At 70.5% G+C, this 21,391-nt stretch carries 16 protein-coding genes; 11 read left to right on the top strand and 5 right to left on the bottom strand.

Annotated elements, in window-relative coordinates; genetic code table 11:
• Positions 1–8 precede the first annotated feature (8 nt).
• Positions 9–920, top strand: coding sequence for an ADP-ribosylglycohydrolase family protein (locus ACFPQ9_RS42970; RefSeq protein WP_380865551.1), 912 nt, complete (start codon positions 9–11; stop codon positions 918–920).
• A gap of 445 nt (positions 921–1,365) precedes the next feature.
• On the opposite strand, the gene ACFPQ9_RS42965 is transcribed toward ACFPQ9_RS42970, so the two are convergent.
• Positions 1,366–2,913 carry an MFS transporter gene (locus tag ACFPQ9_RS42965; RefSeq protein ID WP_380865549.1) on the bottom strand — a complete coding sequence of 516 codons (1,548 nt, stop codon included), beginning with the start codon at positions 2,911–2,913 and terminating at the stop codon, positions 1,366–1,368.
• A 186-nt stretch (positions 2,914–3,099) separates the two neighbouring features.
• Between ACFPQ9_RS42965 and ACFPQ9_RS42960 the strand changes: the two genes are divergently transcribed.
• The 3 genes from ACFPQ9_RS42960 (at position 3,100) to ACFPQ9_RS42950 (ending at position 5,217) form a co-directional block, all read left to right on the top strand.
• A complete protein-coding gene (locus tag ACFPQ9_RS42960; protein WP_380865546.1) occupies positions 3,100–3,723 on the top strand; it encodes a TetR/AcrR family transcriptional regulator in 624 nt (207 codons plus the stop codon).
• A gap of 82 nt (positions 3,724–3,805) precedes the next feature.
• Positions 3,806–4,507: a ribonuclease HII gene (locus ACFPQ9_RS42955; protein ID WP_380865544.1), complete on the top strand. Its 702-nt coding sequence runs from the start codon at positions 3,806–3,808 to the stop codon at positions 4,505–4,507.
• 68 nt (positions 4,508–4,575) lie between these two features.
• Positions 4,576–5,217 (top strand): hypothetical protein, encoded by a 642-nt coding sequence (locus tag ACFPQ9_RS42950; protein ID WP_380865542.1) that lies wholly within the window; start codon positions 4,576–4,578, stop codon positions 5,215–5,217.
• A 295-nt stretch (positions 5,218–5,512) separates the two neighbouring features.
• Here ACFPQ9_RS42950 and ACFPQ9_RS42945 read toward each other — a convergent pair whose 3' ends face one another.
• Together ACFPQ9_RS42945 and ACFPQ9_RS42940 are read right to left on the bottom strand one after the other, a co-directional pair.
• Positions 5,513–6,133: a hypothetical protein gene (locus tag ACFPQ9_RS42945; RefSeq protein WP_380865541.1), complete on the bottom strand. Its 621-nt coding sequence runs from the start codon at positions 6,131–6,133 to the stop codon at positions 5,513–5,515.
• A gap of 314 nt (positions 6,134–6,447) precedes the next feature.
• On the bottom strand, positions 6,448–8,613 hold the full coding sequence (locus tag ACFPQ9_RS42940; RefSeq protein WP_380865539.1) for a RecQ family ATP-dependent DNA helicase: 2,166 nt from the start codon (positions 8,611–8,613) through the stop codon (positions 6,448–6,450).
• Positions 8,614–8,923: 310 nt separating this feature from the next.
• Here ACFPQ9_RS42940 and ACFPQ9_RS42935 point away from each other — a divergent pair, with 310 nt between their 5' ends.
• Positions 8,924–10,936, top strand: coding sequence for a DUF4192 domain-containing protein (locus tag ACFPQ9_RS42935; RefSeq protein ID WP_380865537.1), 2,013 nt, complete (start codon positions 8,924–8,926; stop codon positions 10,934–10,936).
• Between the two features lie 490 nt (positions 10,937–11,426).
• Here ACFPQ9_RS42935 and ACFPQ9_RS42930 read toward each other — a convergent pair whose 3' ends face one another.
• Positions 11,427–11,642, bottom strand: a complete 216-nt coding sequence (locus ACFPQ9_RS42930; protein ID WP_380865711.1) for a hypothetical protein — start codon at positions 11,640–11,642, stop codon at positions 11,427–11,429.
• Between ACFPQ9_RS42930 and ACFPQ9_RS42925 the strand changes: the two genes are divergently transcribed.
• From ACFPQ9_RS42925 to ACFPQ9_RS42900, 6 genes are all read left to right on the top strand, one after another.
• Positions 11,584–13,524, top strand: a complete 1,941-nt coding sequence (locus ACFPQ9_RS42925) for a glycogen debranching N-terminal domain-containing protein (RefSeq protein WP_380865535.1) — start codon at positions 11,584–11,586, stop codon at positions 13,522–13,524. The two genes, ACFPQ9_RS42930 and ACFPQ9_RS42925, sit on opposite strands and share 59 nt — an antisense overlap.
• Before the next feature lie 320 nt (positions 13,525–13,844).
• Entirely contained in the window at positions 13,845–14,603 is a 759-nt protein-coding gene (locus ACFPQ9_RS42920; protein ID WP_380865533.1) for an NUDIX hydrolase, read from the top strand.
• A gap of 164 nt (positions 14,604–14,767) precedes the next feature.
• On the top strand, positions 14,768–16,762 hold the full coding sequence (locus ACFPQ9_RS42915; RefSeq protein WP_380865531.1) for an ABC transporter ATP-binding protein: 1,995 nt from the start codon (positions 14,768–14,770) through the stop codon (positions 16,760–16,762).
• A 163-nt stretch (positions 16,763–16,925) separates the two neighbouring features.
• A complete protein-coding gene (locus ACFPQ9_RS42910) occupies positions 16,926–17,813 on the top strand; it encodes a FadR/GntR family transcriptional regulator (protein WP_380865530.1) in 888 nt (295 codons plus the stop codon).
• A gap of 425 nt (positions 17,814–18,238) precedes the next feature.
• Positions 18,239–19,780: an RNA polymerase sigma factor gene (locus ACFPQ9_RS42905; protein WP_380865529.1), complete on the top strand. Its 1,542-nt coding sequence runs from the start codon at positions 18,239–18,241 to the stop codon at positions 19,778–19,780.
• Positions 19,781–19,925: 145 nt separating this feature from the next.
• Complete coding sequence (locus ACFPQ9_RS42900; protein ID WP_380865527.1) at positions 19,926–20,783, top strand: S1 family peptidase; 858 nt, start codon at positions 19,926–19,928, stop codon at positions 20,781–20,783.
• A gap of 100 nt (positions 20,784–20,883) precedes the next feature.
• Here the strand turns inward: ACFPQ9_RS42900 and ACFPQ9_RS42895 are convergent, their stop codons facing one another.
• On the bottom strand, positions 20,884–21,114 hold the full coding sequence (locus ACFPQ9_RS42895; protein WP_380865525.1) for a DUF7455 domain-containing protein: 231 nt from the start codon (positions 21,112–21,114) through the stop codon (positions 20,884–20,886).
• Between the last annotated feature and the right edge of the window lie 277 nt (positions 21,115–21,391).

Below are 21,391 nucleotides of genomic sequence, written 5' to 3'. Positions count from 1 at the left end.
GCAGGGCGATGACCGCTGATTCCTCTCCCGAAGGGCGCCTGGACCGCGCCCTCGCCAGCCTGCGTGGACTCGCGGTGGGGGACGCCCTCGGCTCGCAGTTCTTCGTGCCGGTGAACTATCCGCTGCTGAAGCGGCGCGAGCTTCCGTCCGGCCCCTGGCAATGGACGGACGACACCGAGATGGCCTGCTCCGTGGTCGCCGTCCTGGCCGCCCACCACCGCATCGACCAGGACGCCCTGGCCCGCTCCTTCGCCGAGCATCACGACTTCGACCGCGGCTACGGCCCTGCGGTCAACCGGCTGCTGCGCCTGGTCAGGGAAGGCGGGGACTGGCGCGAGCTGTCAGCCGCGCTCTTCAACGGTCGGGGCTCCTGGGGCAACGGCGCCGCGATGCGGATCGCACCCCTCGGGGCCTGGTACGCGGACGACCCCGAGCAGGCGACCCACCAGGCCGAGATCTCCGCCTACCCCACGCATCAGCACCGCGAGGCCGTGGTCGGCGCCATGGCCGTCGCCGCGGCTGCCGCGCTGGCCGCCGCCCCCGGCGGTCCGCCCAGTCCGGAATCGCTCCTGGACGACGTTGTCGCTCTGGTTCCGAAGAGTGCGGTCGGGGCAGGTCTGCGGCGCGCCCGGGACATGCTCGACTACGGCGATGCCGGCACCGTCGCGGCCGTCCTGGGCTGCGGACGGCGTACGACGGCTCACGACACCGTGCCCTTCGCCCTCTGGTCCGCCGCACGGACCCTGGGCGACTACGAGCGGGGCTTCTGGACGACCGCTCAGGTCGGCGGCGACGTCGACACCACGTGCGCCATCGTGGGCGGCGTGATCGGCTCCGGGAAGGCCGGGTCGGTGCCCGCGGAATGGGCGGAGCAGACCGAGGCACTGCCCGAGTGGGCGCCGAGGGCGATGACGGCCTAGGGCTGGGGCATTGTCCGAGTGGGCGCTGAGGGCGATGACGGCCTAGAGCTGGAGGCATGGCCCGAGTGGGTGCCGACGACGATGACGGCCCAGCGCCGTGCGGCGGCTCGGCTCTGCCGGAGCTCTCGATAACTTTCCGTATATCCCGGGAACTCTGCGTGACGGTTGGTCCGTTGTCGTGGCAGTTGGAGTGCGACCGGTGGGCAGCACACACAGGTCTCACGCGAGGGGCGCAGGGGGTGGAGTCATGGGGTTCACGTCGGTGCTGGGCGCGCTGTGCGTCGCGGCGGCTGCAGTGTGGGGCGGGCTGTGGCCTGCCCGCCCCATCGCGTCTCGCCCCACGACGGTCGCCGTGAAGGAGGTGCGGATGACCGGATCGTCGCCCTCGCTTCGGGTCCCCCGGACCCGATCCGGCCATCCGCGGCCCTTCGGGGGTCCGGCCAGGTCAGCCGGCCATCGGCCCCGCCGTCCCGGAGAGAGCGTCCAGATCGCTCTTGCGGACCCGGATCACGAACCAGGCGGTGGCCAGGGCGAGGACGGCCATCGCTGCGGCCGCCACGAAGCCCGTCGAGATGCCCTGCGTGAGCACTTCGTGGCCCCACCGACCGGGCAGCTGGTGCGTCTTGGCGAACTCAGCCTTCTGTTCTGCCGATCCCTCCGTCATGAACTTCGGCAGTTGCTTCTCCGCCTCGTCCTTGCTGGCCGTGCCGAACACCGTCGTCAGGATGGAGAGGCCGAGCGAACCGCCCACCTGCTGCGTGGCGTTGAGAAGCCCGGACGCGGCGCCCGCCTCGTGCTGGGCGACACCGGAAACCGCGGTGATCGTCAGCGTCACGAAGTTCAGACCCATACCGAAGCCGAACACCAGCATCGGGCCGAGCACTCCGCCGACATACGAGCTGTCCGCGGTGATGAGAGTCTGCCAGGCCAGCCCGATCGCCGCGAGCGCCGAGCCCGCGAGCATGAAGGGCTTGGGGCCGAGCACCGGAAGGAAGCGCTGCGACAGCCCTGCTCCGAGCGCGATCACGACCGTCACGGGCAGGAAGGCGAGGCCGGCCTCGATCGGGCTGTACTGGAGCACGTTCTGCACGAACAGGACGATGTAGAAGAACATGCCGAACATCGCCGCGGCCAGGCTGAGCATGATCACATACGTGCCCGAGCGGTTGCGGTCGGCGAACATCTTCAGCGGGGTGATGGGTTCCTTGGCCCGCGATTCGATGAACGCGAAGGCCAGCAGCAGGACCACCGCGGCGGCGAACGAACCGATGGTCAGGCTGTCCCGCCAGCCCTCGTCCGCCGCGCGGATGAAGCCGTAGACCAGGGATGCCATGCCCGCCGTCGACGTCACCGCGCCCGCTATGTCGAAACGGCCGGTGTGCCGTTCGGACTCGCTGATGTACAGCGGTGCGAGCACTGCTATCGCGATGCCTATGGGCACGTTGACGAAGAGCACCCATCGCCAGTCGAGCCACTCGGTGAGCATGCCGCCCGCGAGCAGGCCGATCGCGCCACCGCCCGCCGAGACGGCGGCGAAGACGCCGAAAGCCCGGTTGCGTTCCGGTCCTTCGGGGAACGTGGTGGTGATGAGCGCCAGCGACGTGGGCGACGCGATTGCGCCACCCATGCCTTGGAGCACACGCGCGGCCAGCAACTGCCAGGGCTCCTGGGCCAGTCCGCCGAGCAGCGAGGCGAGCGTGAACAGCAGGATGCCGGTCATGAAGACCCGGCGGCGGCCCAGGATGTCACCGGCGCGGCCACCCAGAAGCAGCAGGCCACCGAAGGTGAGTGTGTACGAGCTGACGACCCAGGTGAGGTCGGTCGTGCTGAACTTGAGCGCGTCTTGAATGTGCGGGAGCGCGATGTTCACAATCGTCGCGTCGAGTACCACCATGAGTTGGCAGGCCGCGATGACGGTGAGCGCGATGCCGGGATGTCCCTCCCGGCGAGCCGCACCTGGTTTCTGATCTTTGATCAACTGAGAGGTTGTCACTATGGGTCCCCCACAAGTGCCTTAGTGAACGCTCGCGTTCACTGTCGCGACAACCGTAGTGAGTCCCCCTTAGTGAACGCAAGCGTTCACTCGTATTGTCGTCGCGCGGCATGTCCCCCGTAGTTGCCGCGGGACGAGTTCCATGTCCCGGAATCCCCGCTTCCCTTGTTTGTTGGAGACGCTCAGATGGTTACCTCGCGCTGGACGGCCGCCCCCGCTCAGGCGGCCTCCCTCCGTCGGCGCGGCGCCGTGCTCGAACGCGCGATCCTTGAAGCCGCACTGGAGCAACTCAGTACCGTCGGCTGGAACGGCCTCACCATGGAGGGTGTCGCCGCCGGTGCGCAGACAGGTAAGGCCGCCGTCTACCGTCGCTGGCCGTCCAAGGAGGACCTCGTCGCCGACGCGCTGCGGGCCGGACTGCCGAGCTTCGAGTCCGCCCCCGACCTCGGGAGTGTGCGCGACGACCTGCTGACGCTGTGCCGACAGGCGCGTGAGGCGATGTACTCACGCCCCGGATTCGCCCTGCGGTCGGTGATTCACGAATGCGACACGCTCCAGGCCGAGCGCTTTCACGGCGTGATCTTCGAGGGGGTCGTGGAGCCGACGATCGCGTTGCTGCGCGAGGTCATCACCCGTGGCATTGAGCGGGGAGAGGTGCGGGAGGATGCGGCGAACAGCTACGTCTTCGACGCCATCCCGGCGATGATGATGTACCGGTCGAAGATGTGCGGAAGCGAATGGGAGGATCGGGATCTCGAGGAGATGATCGACCAGCTCATGGTCCCGCTGCTCCGCCCGACAGGTGGCTGACGGATCGCTGCACCGGCCCGGAGATCACTTCGGGGAACCAGGGTGTCGAAGCGGGTTCGGGGCGGCGTAGGCTAAGGGCGCCATGCCGTACGAACCGCCTACTCACACCGTCGAGCGCTCCCTCCGAGCCACGACCGGAGCGAAGATCATTGCCGGTGTCGACGAGGTGGGGCGCGGTGCCTGGGCCGGACCTGTCACCGTCTGCGCGGCGGTCACCGGACTGCGCCGGCCCCCCGAAGGACTCACCGACTCCAAGCTGCTCACCGTCAAGCGCCGCAACGAGCTCGCCGCGGTGCTGCGGACGTGGGTGACGTCGTACGCCCTCGGGCACGCCTCTCCGGAGGAGATCGACGAGCTCGGGATGACGGCCGCGCTGCGACTGGCAGCGTGCCGCGCCCTGGAAGCCCTTCCGGCCCGCCCCGACGCCGTGATCCTCGACGGGAAGCACGACTATCTCGGGGCTCCCTGGAAGGTCCGGACGGTGATCAAGGGCGACCAGTCCTGCGTGGCTGTCGCGGCGGCCTCGGTGATCGCCAAGGTCCAGCGCGACAAAATGATGGCCGAACTGGGTATCGACCATGCAGACTTCGGTTTTGCGGACAACGCCGGGTATCCGTCGCCCGTGCACAAGGCCGCACTGGCGGAGCGGGGACCCACCCCGTACCACCGGTTGTCGTGGGCGTATCTTGATGCGCTGCCCCAGTGGCAGCACCTCAAGAAGGTGCGCACCTGGGTGGACGGAAGCGTTCCGGAGATCGAGGGTCAGCTCGGCTTCGACTTCTGACGATTCCGCTCGCACTCATGTGCCACCCGCCGACGCGAGCCGTACCAGCGTTTGATAGACATCAACTCATGCCTCTCATTCCCGAGGAGCCTCAGATTCACGAGAGTGCCCAGGGTCCCCGCGCCACGCCGGCCAATGGCCGTACCGCGCCGACCCCCCGTCCCGTACCCGGCCCGCGCCCCGCGGCTCCGTCGCGTCCCGGCCGACCCGGGCCCGTGCGGCCCGCGCCGCCGGTGCAACGTGCGCCGCGTGATGTGGCCGGCGCCAAGCCCGGACCGTCGGGCCCCGCTGCTTCCGTCGCCCCCGCTCCGGCGTCGGCGACCCCGCAGATCCAATTGATCCCGGCCTCGCCCGAGGGAGCGCTCGACGCTGCCGAGGAAGCCGTCGACCTGCTGCTCGACACGGGTCGCGCTCCCGGCGAGGTGCTGGTGATCACCACCGGCGAACAGCACCCGTGGGCCACCCATGAGCTGTCCTTCGGTGACACCTCCTACTGGGCGCAGCACGACGCCGGCGACGACGTGTTCTACGCCGACGCCTCCGCCGCGAGCCGCGCCACGACGCGCCCCGTGGTCGTCGTGGCCGTCAACGGCGGTCCTGACACCGCAGCCGCCGGTGCCCTGCCGCTGGCTCTCGGCAAGGCGGGTGCCCTGCTGATCGTCTGCGGTGACCCGCAGCGGATCAACTCGGTGCTGGGCGCGAGCGTCTGATCCGGTTCCGGATCGTCCGGGGGCATTCCCCCAGGACGCCGGGGGGATGGGACGTCGCTGCGGCGTCGTCTTTGCACGGTGGGGTCTTTGGAGTGCGCGCACGAGTGGGGAACTCGGCGTGCCCAGGCCTGTGAAATTCGGGGGCGGGTCCATGTACGGGTAGTCGTCATGGACCGGTTTCCCAGTGATTCGTGTGTCGTGACGCTGAACGTTCTACCGGGTTGTCGGCAGGGATCTTCGGTTGTTTCCTCAGAGACAGCGAGGTGTCCTGAGCGGGCGCAGGTGCCCTGTGTTCTCAGCGGGCAGCCGCGCGACGCAGGACCTCGGACGCCGCGCCGCCGGTGCGTGGCAGGGGGACCGGTGACTCGGACGTCGCGAAGGGCTCCGGTGACGAGTCGGCGTTGGGGCGGCGGCCGCCGCGTCCCTCACCGAGGACCTGCCAGCCGTCACTGGTCAGCGTGATGTAAGCCCCGCAGCGCAGGCCGTGCAGGGTGCAGGCGTCCCGCAGGCCCCACATCCAGGCGCCGTCCTCCTCCGTCCAACGGGCGTCGCCCTCGCGGCAGTAGAGCAGCACGGCGGTGCGTACCGGAGTGCGGCGCCGCAGGTCGTGCGGGATGACCCGACGCAACTGGGAGAGCAGCGCGTTGCGGAACATCCAGCCGTCGGCCGGGGCCGCTCGGCGGGTGAACGAGGCACTCGCCCGCAGTCGCTCCTCCGCGTCGAGCACGGCGACGACCGCGGTCGTAGGCCTGGGGCGGTGCCGAGTGTGCAGACCGCTGACTATCTCGCGGGGGTTGCGCAGCAGCGGAATGCCCGCAGCGGCCCACTCCGCGGGTTCGAGCATGCGGGCCAGGGAGTTGGCGGATGCGGCAGACAGATCGGTTGCCGCGGAGGACGGAGCGAATCCGAAGGTCACGGTCCTCCCTTCGGCTACGCGCCCACACTGCGGGCGAGATCGGATTCGGGGGAGCGCACACCACAGCAGAGCCCATCCGGATCACGGACGAGCCGCACGGGGAGCGGACTCCAATTCTTCCTGTCGAACCGGAATGCGGCAACGAGCAATTGGGGCCACCGACCGATATCTGATGGTGCGCGGGTTATATCCCTACCCAACGCATAACTGTGAGACGCATGGGGAGGCCGTGCGCAACCAGGTCGTACCCGCCTGGTGAGCGCGTACGCCCTGGGTGTCGCGGACTTGGCGACCGTGGTTCGGATCGACCGGGATCAACCTTGGACGGCCAGAACCAACGGCATGACGCCCTGCGCCCCTGCGCGGCGGAGCATGCGGGCGGCGACGGCGAGGGTCCACCCCGTTTCCGTGAAGTCGTCCACCAGCAGAACGGGCCCAGGGTTTTCGGAGAGTGCCGAGGCAAGGTTGGCAGACACACTCAGCGCACCGTCGAGCGCCTTCAGCCGCTGCGCGCTGTTGCTCCTGGAGACCGGAGAGCCCTCGCCGACGTACTCCAGGGAACCCAGCAGCGGCAGTCGGCCGATCTCCGCAATGCGTGCGCCCAGTGAGTTGATCAGCTGCGGGCGGGTGCGGGAGGCGATGGTGACCACTCCGACCGGGCGTGGTGCGGCGTCCGGAGCGCCGGAAGCCCAGCCGCCCGGTCCCTTGGCCCAGTCCGCCAGGACGCTCACGACCGCCTTTGTCACATCGTCGGGCACGGGTCCGTCAGGGGCGTGGGGCGCGAGCATCGGCCGCAGACGGTTGCCCCAGCCGATGTCCGACAGCCGCCCCAAGGCCCTGCCCGGAGCGGCCTGTTCGCCGGCCGGGATACGTCCCTTGAGTTCGACGCCGATCGCGGCGAGACCGGTCGGCCACATGCGGCGCGGCTCCACCTCGACCCCCGCTCGACCGAGGTCGACACGCGCGGCGTCCAGCGCGACCGTGGACGTATCGGCGGTGAAGCGCGCGCCCGCGCAGTTGTCGCAGCGACCGCAGGGCTTGGCTCCCTCGTCGTCGAGTTGACGCTGAAGGAACTCCATGCGGCAGCCCGTCGTCGAGGCGTACTCCCGCATCGCCTGCTGCTCGGCCTTGCGCTGCCGGGCGACCCAGTCGTACCGCTCGGCCTCGTACACCCAGGGTTGCCCGGTCGCGATCCAGCCGCCCTTGACCCGGTGGACCGCGCCGTCCACGTCCAGGACCTTGAGCATGGTCTCCAGACGGGAGCGGCGCAGTTCGACCAAGGGCTCCAGAGCGGGCAGGGACAGAGGCCTGTCCGACCGGGCGAGGACATCGAGCGTGCGATGCACAAGGTCCTCGGAGGGGAAGGCGAGCGAGGCGAAGTACTGCCAGATCGCCTCGTCCTCCTGGCCTGGAAGCAGGAGCACCTCGGCGTGCTCGACGCCGCGGCCGGCGCGGCCGACCTGCTGGTAGTAGGCGATGGGGGAGGAGGGCGAACCGAGGTGCACCACGAAGCCGAGGTCCGGCTTGTCGAAGCCCATGCCGAGCGCGGAGGTGGCCACCAGGGCCTTGACCCTGTTGGCGAGCAGGTCGTCCTCCGCCTGCTGGCGGTCCGCGTTCTCCGTCTTGCCGGTGTAGGAGGCGACCGTGTGTCCGCGTTGCCGCAGGAAGGCCGTGACCTCCTCGGCGGCGGCCACCGTGAGCGTGTAGATGATGCCCGAGCCCGGCAGATCGTCGAGGTGGTCGGCGAGCCAGGCCATCCGGTGCGCGGCGTCAGGCAGCCGCAGAACGCTCAGACTCAGGCTGTCCCGGTCCAGCGGACCGCGCAGCACCAGGGCGTCCGACGTGCCCCCGGTGCCGAGCTGTTCGGCGACGTCGGCGGTCACGCGCGCGTTGGCGGTGGCGGTGGTCGCCAGCACGGGCACTCCGGGCGGGAGGTCGGAGAGCATGGTGCGCAGCCGCCGGTAGTCCGGCCGGAAGTCATGGCCCCAGTCCGAGATGCAGTGCGCCTCGTCCACCACGAGCAGGCCGGTCGCAGCGGCCAGCTTGGGCAGTACCTGGTCGCGGAAGTCGGGGTTGTTGAGGCGTTCTGGCGAAACGAGCAGCACATCGACTTCACCCGCGGCGATCTCGCTCTGGATCGTGTCCCACTCCTCGGTGTTGGAGGAGTTGATGGTGCGTGCGTGGATGCCGGCCCGGGCGGCGGCCTCGACCTGGTTGCGCATGAGGGCGAGCAGCGGGGAGACGATCACCGTGGGTCCGCTGCCCCCGGACCGCAGCAGGGACGTGGCCACGAAGTACACCGCGGACTTGCCCCACCCCGTCCGCTGGACCACGAGCGCGCGGCGTCTGTCGGCGACCAGTGCCTCGATCGCCCGCCACTGGTCCTCGCGCAGCCGGGCGGTACCGGAGTCGTCCCCGACGAGACGGGCGAGGACCGCGTCGGCGGCAGTCCGTAGATCCGCGTTGCTCGTGTGTTCCATGGGTTCCATACAACAGGACGGCACTGACATCCGAGGCCGGACGGGTCGGGTGTGCGGGCCGGACGGGTCGGGTGTGGGCGGGGCGGGTCGGGTGTGCGGGCGGGGTCGGGATCCGAGGCCCGACTGGTCGGGTGTCCGGGGCGGAGGGGGCGGGCGGACGATCGGGGGCGGAGGGCGGAGGGCGGAGGGCGGAGGGCGGAGGGCGGAGTCGAGGCGCGGGCCGCCTCGCCCGTTCCAAAGTTGTCGTGTCCCTGGTCGGAGTTATCCACAGGGCAAAGCGGAGTCTCAAGATCCGCGAGATCGTCTCCGCATGACGAACCACAGCGAAGCCACCGGATCCCCCGAAAACGACGAAACCGCAGGCCAGGAGCAGCCCCTCGCGCCTCGGGCGACCGACCCGAACGACGCGCGTGAAATGCGGGGCGGGCACGACGAGAGTCCAGCAGGCGTACGGCGGGGCAACCCACTCGACTACCCGGCGTACGAAGCGCAGCTGCCCGAGCACCAGGTCACCTTGCGCACCCCGGCCGAACTGGCCGACGCCCTGCCGTATCTCCTCGGCTATCGCCCCGAGGACAGCATGGTGCTCGCCGCCTTGCACGACAAGGACGGCCGCGGCCGGTTCGGCGGCCGTGCGCGGCTCGGCATCCCGGCGAGCGGGGACGACTGGGACTCCGCGGCCACACAGCTGGCCCACGGTCTGGTGACGGGCAGCGAGCGCAGGGGAGCCCGGCCGGAACAGATCGTCGCCTTCCTCTGCCAGGAGCCGGCCCCGGGCGAGACGGGACGGCAGGTGATGGAACGGCTGCGGCCGCTCGCCCAGAAGATGCGCCTCGCCTGCGGCAGCCTGGATGTGCCGGTGGTCGAGGCCCTGTGCATCTCGGGCGGCCGTTTCTGGTCGTACTGCTGCGACCGCACGGAGTGCTGCCCCGCCGAGGGCCGACCGATGGGCCTGCCCGGTACGTCGGTGCTGGCGGCTGCGGCCGCTTACGCCGGAGTGCAGGTGCGCGGCACCCTGAGCGAGCTGCGGGCCAGGTTGCTGCCCTGGGAGACCGCCGCAGCCCTCGAACAGGAGAGCGCCCTGGACAGGGGCGGAATGACGCTGGTCCCCAGGATCCTTGACGACGAACAACGCCCAGGCGTGGCGGAGGAAACGCTGGATCTGGCCGATCGGCTTCGGAACCGGTTCGCGGCGGCCCCGGCCCTGTCCGGAACCGTCACCGCGGATCTCCGTGACGACGCCCTGCTCGATCATGACGAAGCCGCGAGGCTCATTCTGGGCCTGCAGGACCGTGTGACGCGCGATCGCCTGGCCGAGTGGATGGAGGGCGACGAGGCACCGCCTGCCCTACGGCTCTGGCGCGCACTGGCCCGCCGCTGTGTCGGGCCGTACCGCGAGCACGGCGCTGCGCCCCTCACCCTGGCCGGTTGGGTCGCCTGGTCCACCGGGGACGAGGTGGAGGCCCGCGAGGCTTTCGCCCTGGCTCTGGGCGCCGACACCGACTATCTCTTCGCCCGTCTTCTGCACCAGGCCTGCAACGAGGGGCTGGACCCCGAGTCGATCCGCCGCTGCCTGCGAAACGAACGCGCGCGACGTGAGCAGGCAGGGGATGAAGATGAAGGGTGGCAGGACAGGTCCGGGGATGTCGAGGATCCGACGGATGGATCGGCCCGGCGTGAGGTGGTGAAGCACGCGTCGACGTCTGACCTGGGGGATCGGCGCCGGACCCGACACTCTGCGGGTTCGGCCGGCGGCTTCCGGCACTCCGCGGGTTCTTCCGGCGGCTTCTCTCATGTCGCGAGGGCCATCGTGCGAAAGCGAGGGGCGAGCGCTGCACGTGCGCGAACGGCGCCTCGGTCGCATCCGGAGGCCGCGCGGCCTGGCGGCAACGCGTCGGGAGTGTCGAGGGATGTGAGGTCGCGCACCGCGAAGGGCAACAGGCCGCGTTCGGCGAGCAGCTCTCCGTCGCAGGCGGCGACCAACTCTGAGCTGCACGCGGCGAGCAGCTCTGCATCGCACACGGCGAACGACTCTGCGCCGCACACGGCGAACGACTCTGCGCCGCACACGGCGAACGACTCTGCGCCGCACACGGCGAACGACTCTGCATCGCACACGGCGAACGACTCTGCATCGCACACGGCGAACGACTCTGCATCGCACGCGCCGAAGAGCACTCCAGCACGCGCGGCGAAAAGCACTGCACCGAGGGAGGTGAAAAGCACAGCTCCGCGCGCCCCGAAGCAGGGAGCAGTGCGTCGGAGCGGGGCCCGTCCCGACGGGGTGCTTCCCAAGAGTGCGGGTGGGGAGCGGGAGGCGTGAACCGGCGCGAACCCAGCACTGAGGAGCGTTGCCGAGCTGAACGAGATTCCGGCGCGCCGGGCTTACTCCATAGCGGGCGTGACCTGGAGGGATCCCTCCCCGTTCACCTGAGTGGCGGAACGCCTGCACCGGCCGTGCCGCCGAACCGCCCCCGTCACTCCGCATCCCCCGGCCGGCGCCGCACCCGCCCGCGGCACTATGAGCGCAGAGGAAGCCGCACCATGCCACAGCCGATGCCGACCTCGTCGGCCGCCGATGACCGCTCGACGGCCGGCGGGCCGGTGCCGTCCCAACGGCAGGACACGGGTCCGCCCCGCGCCCCGAGCGGTGGGGTGCAGCAATCGCTCAGTGTTCCTGGCGCTGCTCCCCGGACTGCCCAGCAGACCGGCCAAGGCTCGTCCCGGCCGTCCCCCAATGACTGGCCGACGTCGACCGTCGAGGGATGGCCCTCACCACCGCCGGCCGATCAGCAACTACACACCAAGCTCCCTCAGCAGGCGACCAGTCCGACGAGGCCGACCAGTCCGACGAGGCTGACCAGTCCGACGAGGCTGACCAGTCCGACGAGGCCGACCAGTCCGACGAGGCCGACGAGTCCGAGCCCCTCACCCTCGCCACACAGCAGCCCGGCACGCCCCTCCGCCGCCTTGCCCCCCACCCACACGGCCTTGATCTGCGTGGCTCTGCCAGGCCTCGCGATCTCCACGGACCAGGGTCAGTTGACCGGCCATGGCCTCGACGGCTTCTATCGTGCGGGTCGACGGGTGCTTTCTCGCTGCCAGATTCGCGTGGCCGGACGTGAACCGCTCGCGTTGCAGGCCCGGAGGACCGCGGCCGACTCCGTCCGCTTCGTGGGCACGCTCCGCAGCTCACCGCAGGCCGGCCCCGACCCGGACGTCATCGTCGAGCGGACCCGGCACGCGGACGGTACTGAGCGGATCACCCTGCGCAGTGCTGCCGTTCGACCGCTTCGGCTGCCGGTCGAGGTCGCACTGGCCACGGACCTGGCCGACCTCGGTGCCATTGCATCCGGCAACGCAGGACCCGAACTCCCCGCCAGCGTTCATGACTCAGGCCTGCGGTGGTCGTCCGGCCGGGGAAACTCGATGGTCACGGCCGACCCGCCGCCCACCGACGCACTGGCTTCGGCAGGACTGCTGCGCTGGGAGTTCGAGCTGCCTCCCGGAGGGGTGGCGAACATCGAGTTGAGGGTGCGGCCGGACGGAGCCGGGGCCCTGCGCGCGGTGGGTCGGGCGGCGACCAGCCCGTTGGCACCGGTACAGGCGGCAGGTGACGATCCAAGAATCGAGGCGCTGCTGCGGACGAGCATCGAGGACCTCCAAGGCCTGCTCCTGCGTGATCCCACCCACCCGTCCGACACCCTTCTGGCCGCCGGGGCGCCCTGGCGCTGCGGTCTGGCACCGGCCGAGGCCCTTTCCGCCGCGCGGATGGCCCTGCCCCTGGGGACCCGGCTCGCCGCGGGCACGCTGCGTACCCTCGCCCGCACCCAACTCCGGGACAAGGGACCGCAGTCCGGCGCGATCCCCGGACCTCGACGCGACGCGGGCACGCATCTGCCGCCGAGCTGCACGGGCACGGAAGCCACCTTGCTCTTCCCCGCGCTGCTCGCGGAGGCCCGACGCTGGGGGCTGCCCGAGCAGGAGGTCGAGGAACTCCTGCCGGCGGCCGAGCGATGCCTGAGCCGGTTACGGGCCATGGTCGGCGACGGCACCTATCTGCCGGACCCGCACCCCGGCGGTCCCGTCCGCTGCGAGACCCAGGCTCATGCCCACCGCGCGGCACTGCTCGGCGCAGATCTGCTGGACGCCTGCGGCAGATCGGGCGGTGCCGGGCTTCGGCAGTGGGCCGGGGAATTGCGGTCGGCGTTCCGGGCGGACTTCTGGATCGACGACCTGGGTGGCGGCAGGCCCGCCGCCGCCCGGACCCCGGACGGACGCCCGGTGCCGTATCTGGGAGCGGCTGCCGCCCACCTGCTCGACACCGGCCTGCTGGGCGGGGGAGAACTCGCTCCCGGTCTGCTCGACAAAGTGCAGACCGAGCAGCTCGCCCGGCTGCTCGGCGGCCCGACCATGGACTCGGGCTGGGGGCTGCGTGGGCTGAGCGCGAAGGAGGCGGGGTACAACCCGTTCGGTCATCGCAGCGGCGCCGTGAGGGTCCATGAGACGGCGGTCGCCGTGGCCGGACTCGCCGCGGCCGGATACGAGAAGGAGGCGAGCGCACTGCTGCGGGGCGTACTGGCGGCCGCGGAGGCGTTCGGCAACCGGCTCCCGGACATGTACGCGGGGGAGGCACGCACCCGAGGAAGCGCTCCCCTCCCGCATCCGGCGGCCTGCCGCCCGGCGGCCACGTCCGCGGCAGCCGGGGTACTGCTCCTGACCACCCTCGCCGGCATACGCCCGGACGCTCCGGCAGGGGCGGTCACGCTGCGGCCCATGCGCGGTGCGCCGCTCGGAGAGATCGTCCTGACCGGCCTTCGGGTCGCCGGGGCCCCCTTCTCGGTACGGGTCAGCCGACTGGGTCTCGCGATGGTCGAGGAGGCAGCCGACGGGTTGCAACTGCGAGCGTGACCTCGCACAGCGCCCGATATGACCTCGCACCTCACCCGACGCGGTCCCGCACGACGCAGGGCGCGACCTCATTCGACACGTGTGCTGACCGAGCGCGGCGTACGAAGCGACATCACACGGCAGGTGCCACAGCCGGGCACGCCGGACGACATGCCGTCAACCGCCGGACGGCGTGACCGTGCGCGGCGGCGCACAGCAGGACGCGCCACGTCAGAGGCCGGTGCACCTCATGCCGGACCGAAGTGGATCAACTTGGATCAACGGACGATGGGGTCGACGAAGGGAGTGTTTATCGTCAGGCAGACGACTATGATCGCCGCATGCCCTACGACCCGTCAGCCTTCCCGCCCTTTGCCGTAACCGTGGACCTGGTCGTGCTGACCGTGCGCCGCCACGCCTTGTGCGCGCTGGCGGTGCGCAGGGGCGAACCGCCGTTTCAGGGACGCTGGGCACTGCCGGGCGGGTTCGTGAGGGCGGACGAGGACTTGTCGCAGGCCGCCGCGCGCGAGTTGGCCGAGGAGACCGGGCTGCGGGCACATGAGCCCGCAGCCCCCGCGCAGGACAACGGTGCGCACCTGGAGCAGCTCGCGACCTACGGTGACCCCAAGCGGGATCCGCGGATGCGGGTGGTGAGCGTTGCCCACCTGGCATTGGCCCCGGATCTGCCGGCGCCGCGCGCGGGCGGCGACGCCAGCAACGCCCGTTGGGCACCGGTCGACGAGCTGTTGCAGCAGGGCGGATACGGGCGTGACGGCGAACCGGTCGCGCCCCTCGCCTTCGACCACGCACAGATCCTTGCCGACGGTGTGGAGCGTGCTCGCTCCAAGATCGAGTACTCGTCGCTGGCCACGGCGTTCTGCCCGACCGAGTTCACCGTCGGGGAGCTGCGCCGGGTCTACGAGGCGGTGTGGGGTGTGGCGCTCGACCCGCGCAACTTTCACCGCAAGGTGACGGGCACGCCAGGCTTCCTCGTCCCCACCGGCGGTACCACGACCCGTCAGGGCGGCCGCCCCGCCCAGCTCTTCCGAGCCGGTGGTGCGACCTTGCTCAACCCGCCGATGCTGCGCCCCGAGGTCTGAGGCGCGAGGGGGCGCAACGCCGGTCCTCAGGCGGTCCGAGACGGCCCGGCCCGGAGCCGAAGCGAACAGGTGGCCGCTCAGATGGCTGACCGGGCGGAATACCGTCGGCCGAGAGGGCCTTGCCCTACCGGAAAAAACGGACATAGCGCGCTATCTTGCTGCGGGTGATCCAGGCGATCGGACTGACCAGCAACCCTCGCAAGGAGTTTCCCCCCGCCCTCGACGACGTGTCTTTCGAGGCGCCGGCGGGCTGTGTCACCGCGCTGCTCGGCGGGGCGGGAGCGGGCAAGACGACGGCGCTCAGACTCATGCTCGAACTCCAACAGGGCCGTGGCATCACCTTCTTCAGAGGCCGCCCCCTGCATCGCATGGCGCATCCGTCACGCGAGGTCGGTGTGCTTCTGGGCGACGTTCCCGGGCATCCGGCGCGCTCGGTGCGCGGTCATCTGCGCATGCTGTGCGCCGCGACGGGTGTGCCGGGCCGTCGCGCGGACGAGGTCCTGGAGGCGGTCGGCCTCGTGAGCCTGCGCGACGAACGCCTCGGCACCCTCTCTCGCGGCATGGACCGCCGCCTCGGTCTGGCCTGCGCGCTCCTCGCCGACCCGCACACCCTCGTGCTCGACGACCCCGCGGCCGGGCTCACGACCCGCGAGCGCCGTTGGTTGCACGGCGCGCTGCGCGCACACGCGACCCAGGGCGGCACGGTCCTGCTGACCACGGCCGACCCCAAGGAAGCCGCACGCAACGCCGACCGGGTCGTCACGCTGGAGCGGGGCAGGCTCGTCGCCGACCAGGACGCCTCCGAGTTCGCCCGCACCCGGCTGCGCCCACGTGTCGCCGTCCGTACCCCGCACGCCTCGCGCCTGGCCACCCTGCTCGGCAAGCAGGCACGCACCGCCCACCGTTCCGTCGAGGTCGTGCGCGAGAGCGGCAACCGTCTCTCGGTGTACGGCAGTAGCTGCGCCGATGTCGGCGAGATCGCCTTCCGCAACGGCATCCTCGTACACCAACTCGCCGACGAGATCGGCGACATGGGGCCGGGGCCCGAGACGGACCCCGACTCGTTCGAGGCGCGGGGCAGCGAGGAGCCCCGGGCGCGCGGCGGCGCTGAAGCGCCCGCGGCCGATGCCCGAGGTGCCGGCCGTCGGCGCAGGGCCGCAGCGCCGAGGCGGGGCGAGCGGCGAACCCCGGCCGGTGATCTCCCATCGGCCTCGGAGACGTCGCAGCGGCCCGGCGAGGGGCAGGAAGGGATCGCAGCGCGCGAGGACTCCGGCGAGGGCCGGCACGGGACCGAGGGCGAGGCTGCGGCGCGGGACGCCGGATCACGTACGTCCGACCACCCCGCCCACGACCTCCCCGACCTCCCGCCCCCCATCTCCGTCCGCCCCGCCCCCAGCCCCCTGCGCCCTCTCCGCTACGAGCTCCGCCGGGCACTCGGGGTCAGCACGGGGTTCGTCACCTCGGGTGTCGTGCTCGTGGTGTCCGCACTCACGGCCGTGGTGCTCGCCCGCATCGGGCACACGCCGCATGCGCGCCTGCTGGTCGCATGGCCGCGCGAGCTGCCGCTGCCGCCGGCGGCGCTGGGGGCCGGACTGCTCGGGGCGATCGCGTTCGGAGACGAGTTCCGCCATCCCGCCCTGGCGGCGGATCGCGGCACCGTCCCCCGTCGGCTGGGGCTGCTGGCCGCGAAGCTCCTCGTCGCCTCCGTCACCGCCCTGGCGCTGGCCGTCCTCACCGTGGGCTGCGACATCGAGATGCTCTATCTCGTCTACGGACGGGAGCTCGCGGAAGTTCCCGCCGACTGGCTTTCACTGAGCGCGAGTTGGATCGCACTCGTCGTCGGCTGTGCCTGGGCCGGCGTGCTCGCCGCCGGTCTTTTCCGCTCCACCACGGCAGGGCTCGCCGCGGTGGTCACCGTGCCCATCGTCGTCGTACCGCTCGTACAGAAGATCGTGGAAGGACCGTCTGTGCGAACGGCGGCCGGATTTCCGCTGCGGCTGAGGGAGGTGCTCCTGTCGCAGTGGCCGTTCGGGGGAGAGCGGTATCTCGCGGCAGTCGCGCGGGTCGTGGGTCAACCCGTGGGCGGCGCAATGACGTTGTCACTGGTCGCTCTGCTCTGCGCCTATCTGTTCACGACTCTGCGGAGCAGGGTCCGATGACGACCGTCCGTGCCGTTCCCTGATCCGTCGTGCTCGCAACTCCCCGGGGAAAGCCCATTTCTTTCCGATAAGGCGTCAATTGCGACGGGGTGAGCGATCACCCTTTCGTGTGCTTTTCACCAAAGACCTCAAGGGAGTTGAGGAGGGCGCCGACAAAGGATCCGTGAGTACCCTTGCGCACACCATGATGACCGCCGCCCGCGCCGCCGACTCCGGTCTCGCCGGCCCGGGCGATCTCGACCGCTACCCCTACGCCGAGGCGTCCGTCGCCGACCGCGTCGGAGCACCCGCCTGGGAGAACGCGGAGCCGGAGCTGGGCCGGGTCGGCCGGCGCGCCGCGGGCAGCCGCGGACGCGGGCTGCACGGCCAACTCGTCCAACAGCTGGGCCAGATGATCGTCTCCGGAGACCTGGGCGCCGACCGCCCGCTGGTGCCGGAGGAGATCGGCCAGCGTTTCGAGGTCTCCCGCACCGTCGTCCGCGAGTCGCTCCGCGTCCTGGAGGCCAAGGGCCTGGTCAGTGCTCGCCCGAACGTCGGCACGCGCGTGCGCCCCGTCAGCGACTGGAACCTTCTCGACCCGGACATCATCGAGTGGCGGGCCTTCGGACCGCAGCGCGACGACCAGCGCCGGGAGCTGAGCGAGCTGCGCTGGACGATCGAGCCGCTCGCCGCCCGCCTCGCCGCCGGGCACGGCCGCGACGACGTCCAGCAGCGGCTCGCTGACATGGTCGAGATCATGAGCCACGCGATGGGGCAGGGTGACGTGCTCACCTTCTCCCGCGCCGACACCGAGTTCCACTCGCTGCTCATCCAGGTCGCCGGCAACCGCATGCTGGAGCATCTCTCCGGCATCGTGTCGGCCGCCCTCCAGGTCTCCGGCGGGCCCGTGACCGGCTGTGACCGGCCGAACGAGACCTCGCTGGCGCAGCACAGCAGGATCGTCGACGCCCTCGCCACCGGCGACGGGGCGGCCGCGGAGACGGCGATGCGTCAGCTGCTCACCGTCCACCCCGAGGTGGAGCGCGTGGTGCCCGCACCCCGCGAGCACTGACCGCGCGCCAGGGTGGCGCGGCCAGGGACGCCTCCCCCTCCTGTGGCGCTCCCGGTCTGCGCACCCCCTCCCGTCGGACCCGCAGGATCCCGCGCGGATCCTGCGGGTCCGACGGTGCGAGGGACGGCGGAATCGCCGTACAGTGCAAGGGACAAGCAGCTGGCGACCGGTTCTGTCCGTGTCTGCGTGCTTTTGATCGGTTACGGGATGTGACTCGGGCCACGCAGATTGGGCGTAACACTCGGGGAAACAGCGCGATGACCTAAGAGGTGACAGCCGCGGAGGGAATACGGACGCCGTTCAAGGCGCTGTGAATCTTCCCGGCCCCCGCCCGCACCGTCGGTCCAATCCCCAGGCCGGTGGTCGGCTCCTGTCCGCTGTGGACGGGGCCGGAAGCCGTTTTTCAACGTTCCGAGAGGTTGTTCGTGTCGGCCAGCACATCCCGTACGCTCCCGCCGGAGATCGCCGAGTCCGTCTCTGTCATGGCTCTTATCGAGCGGGGAAAGGCTGAGGGGCAGATCGCCGGCGACGATGTGCGTCGGGCCTTCGAAGCCGACCAGATTCCGGCCACTCAGTGGAAGAACGTACTGCGCAGCCTCAACCAGATCCTCGAGGAAGAGGGTGTGACGCTGATGGTCAGTGCCGCGGAGCCCAAGCGCACCCGAAAGAGCGTCGCAGCGAAGAGTCCGGCCAAGCGCACCGCCACCAAGACGGTCGCGGCGAAGACGGTGACCGCCAAGAAGGCCACCGCCACCGCCACGCCCGCGGCGCCCACCGCCGAACCCGCCGTCGAGGACGACGCCCCCGCCAAGAAGGCGGCTGCCAAGAAGACGACCGCCAAGAAGGCGGTGGCGAAGAAGACGACGGCAGTGAAGAAGACCGCTGCCAAGAAGACGACCGCCAAGAAGGACGACGCCGAGATTCTCGAGGACGAGGCTCTCGAGGAGGCGGCGCCCGGCAAGGCCGGCGACGAGCCCGAGGGCGCCGAGAGCGCCGGCTTCGTCCTCTCCGACGAGGACGAGGACGACGCGCCCGCGCAGCAGGTCGCGGCCGCCGGTGCCACCGCCGACCCGGTCAAGGACTACCTCAAGCAGATCGGTAAGGTCCCGCTGCTCAACGCCGAGCAGGAGGTCGAGCTCGCCAAGCGCATCGAGGCCGGTCTGTTCGCCGAGGACAAGCTGGCCAACGCCGACAAGCTCGCCCCCAAGCTCAAGCGCGAGCTGGAGATCATTGCCGAGGACGGCCGCCGCGCCAAGAACCACCTCCTGGAGGCCAACCTCCGTCTGGTGGTCTCCCTGGCCAAGCGCTACACCGGCCGCGGCATGCTCTTCCTGGACCTCATCCAGGAGGGCAACCTCGGTCTGATCCGCGCGGTCGAGAAGTTCGACTACACCAAGGGCTACAAGTTCTCCACGTACGCCACCTGGTGGATCCGTCAGGCGATCACCCGCGCCATGGCCGACCAGGCCCGCACCATCCGTATCCCGGTGCACATGGTCGAGGTCATCAACAAGCTCGCGCGCGTGCAGCGCCAGATGCTCCAGGACCTGGGCCGCGAGCCCACCCCGGAGGAGCTGGCCAAGGAGCTCGACATGACCCCCGAGAAGGTCATCGAGGTCCAGAAGTACGGCCGTGAGCCCATCTCCCTGCACACCCCGCTGGGCGAGGACGGCGACAGCGAGTTCGGTGACCTCATCGAGGACTCCGAGGCCGTCGTCCCGGCCGACGCCGTCAGCTTCACGCTCCTGCAGGAGCAGCTGCACTCGGTCCTCGACACCCTGTCCGAGCGCGAGGCGGGCGTCGTCTCCATGCGCTTCGGTCTCACCGACGGTCAGCCGAAGACCCTCGACGAGATCGGCAAGGTCTACGGCGTGACGCGCGAGCGCATCCGCCAGATCGAGTCGAAGACCATGTCGAAGCTGCGCCACCCGTCGCGTTCCCAGGTGCTGCGCGACTACCTCGACTAGGTCGCACACGCACGACGCGTTTCCCGCGAAGCGAAAGGCCCGGTCCCCGAGTGGGGCCGGGCCTTCGGCTTCGGCGCGCGGGTGCGGGGTGCGGCGGGCTGACTCACTCTGGGTTTTCCACGACCACCCGAGAGTGAGGAGCGCCATGCGCCGTCCCTTTGCCCGGGCGTTGGCCCGGCCGCTGGTCATGGCGGCTGTGGCGACCGCCATACCGCTGGTGTCCGCAGCCCCCGTGGCCGCCGACAGTGTCGTCGTAGGTGGATTCCCGGTCGATGTGTCCGCCAGTCCCTGGACCGTCGCGCTGTCCAGCCGTGACCGGTTCGGGGGTACGCGGGCCGGTCAGTTCTGCGTAGGTGTGGCGGTCGGCCGGTCCACCGTGCTGACCGCGGCCCACTGTCTGGGTGAGGAGGTCCTGGGGACGTCGCTGGAGCAGGTGCGGGACCTCAAGGTCATCACCGGCCGTTCGGACCTGCTGTCGGGCCGGGGACAGGAGATTCCCGTCCGGGGCGCCTGGGTGAACCCGGACTACGACGAGGGCAGCAACAGCGGCGACTTCGCCGTGGTGACGCTCGCGCAGGCTCTTCCCGCCAGTGCGGTGATCGGGATGGCGGGCGCCGGCGATCCCGCCTATGTACCGGGGACGCAGGCCCTGGTCTACGGCTGGGGGGACGTCACGGGCGCGGGCGACTATCCGCGCGGGCTGCGGGCGGCCCGGGTGCACGTCCTGCCCGACGCACTGTGCAGGCAGGCGTATCCGGGCGGTGGTGACGGCAGATATCTGGCGGGCAGCATGCTCTGCGCGGGGGAGGACACGGGTGGCCGGGACGCCTGTCAGGGGGACAGCGGCGGACCGCTGGTCGCTCACGGAAAGCTGATCGGGCTCGTGTCCTGGGGGAACGGGTGCGGGCGCGCGGGCAGTCCCGGGGTGTACACACGGGTGTCCGAGGTCGTACGTGCCATGGGGTGGCGGGCCGGAGCTCGGAAGCGCTCGGCGGGCGGCTGAGGCCTCGCGGGATACGAGCGCGGGCGGCCGCCCCTGATGTCAGGGGCAGCCGCCCGTCGACCGGCCTGTGCCGGAGCTGGCTCGTCGTTGACGCGAGGTGTCAGCGCTCTTCGTCGGACGCCGATGCGGGAACGGACGTGAGCCGCTCCGTCTCGTCCTGTATCTCAGCGGCGATCTTCTTGAGTTCCGGCTCGAACTTGCGGCCGTGGTGGGCGCAGAAGAGCAGTTCTCCGCCGCTGAGCAGGACGACGCGCACGTACGCCTGGGCGCCGCAACGGTCGCAGCGGTCAGCGGCCGTCAGCGGGCTCGCGGGGGTCAGAACAGTAGTCACGTCGCCTCTTCTCTAGCTCGACGAGCTGTCGTACCAGGGTCAACATCCAACCAGCCCCAAAACGTTCCCGCTCGGGGCTTCACCCAGAGAGAAATTTTTCTGAGGTGGCCGGCTGCTGCCGGTTTGGCGGCGAATGTGCCGTATTGCGCCGGTGTCGTGCTTACGGTTTCGCGCTGTTGGTCAAGGTCGGTCCTTCCGGCTGGCTTGCCGGTTTGTTCATGAGGACGTGCCCGGAGCCTAAATGGTTCATGCCTGGAAGGGAACGTGATATGTACTT

The organism is Streptomyces coerulescens, from assembly GCF_042657965.1.
GTDB classification, from domain to species: domain Bacteria; phylum Actinomycetota; class Actinomycetes; order Streptomycetales; family Streptomycetaceae; genus Streptomyces; species Streptomyces coerulescens.
Note: the sequence above shows the minus strand (reverse complement) of the source record. Positions and strands in the feature narration are given on the sequence as shown.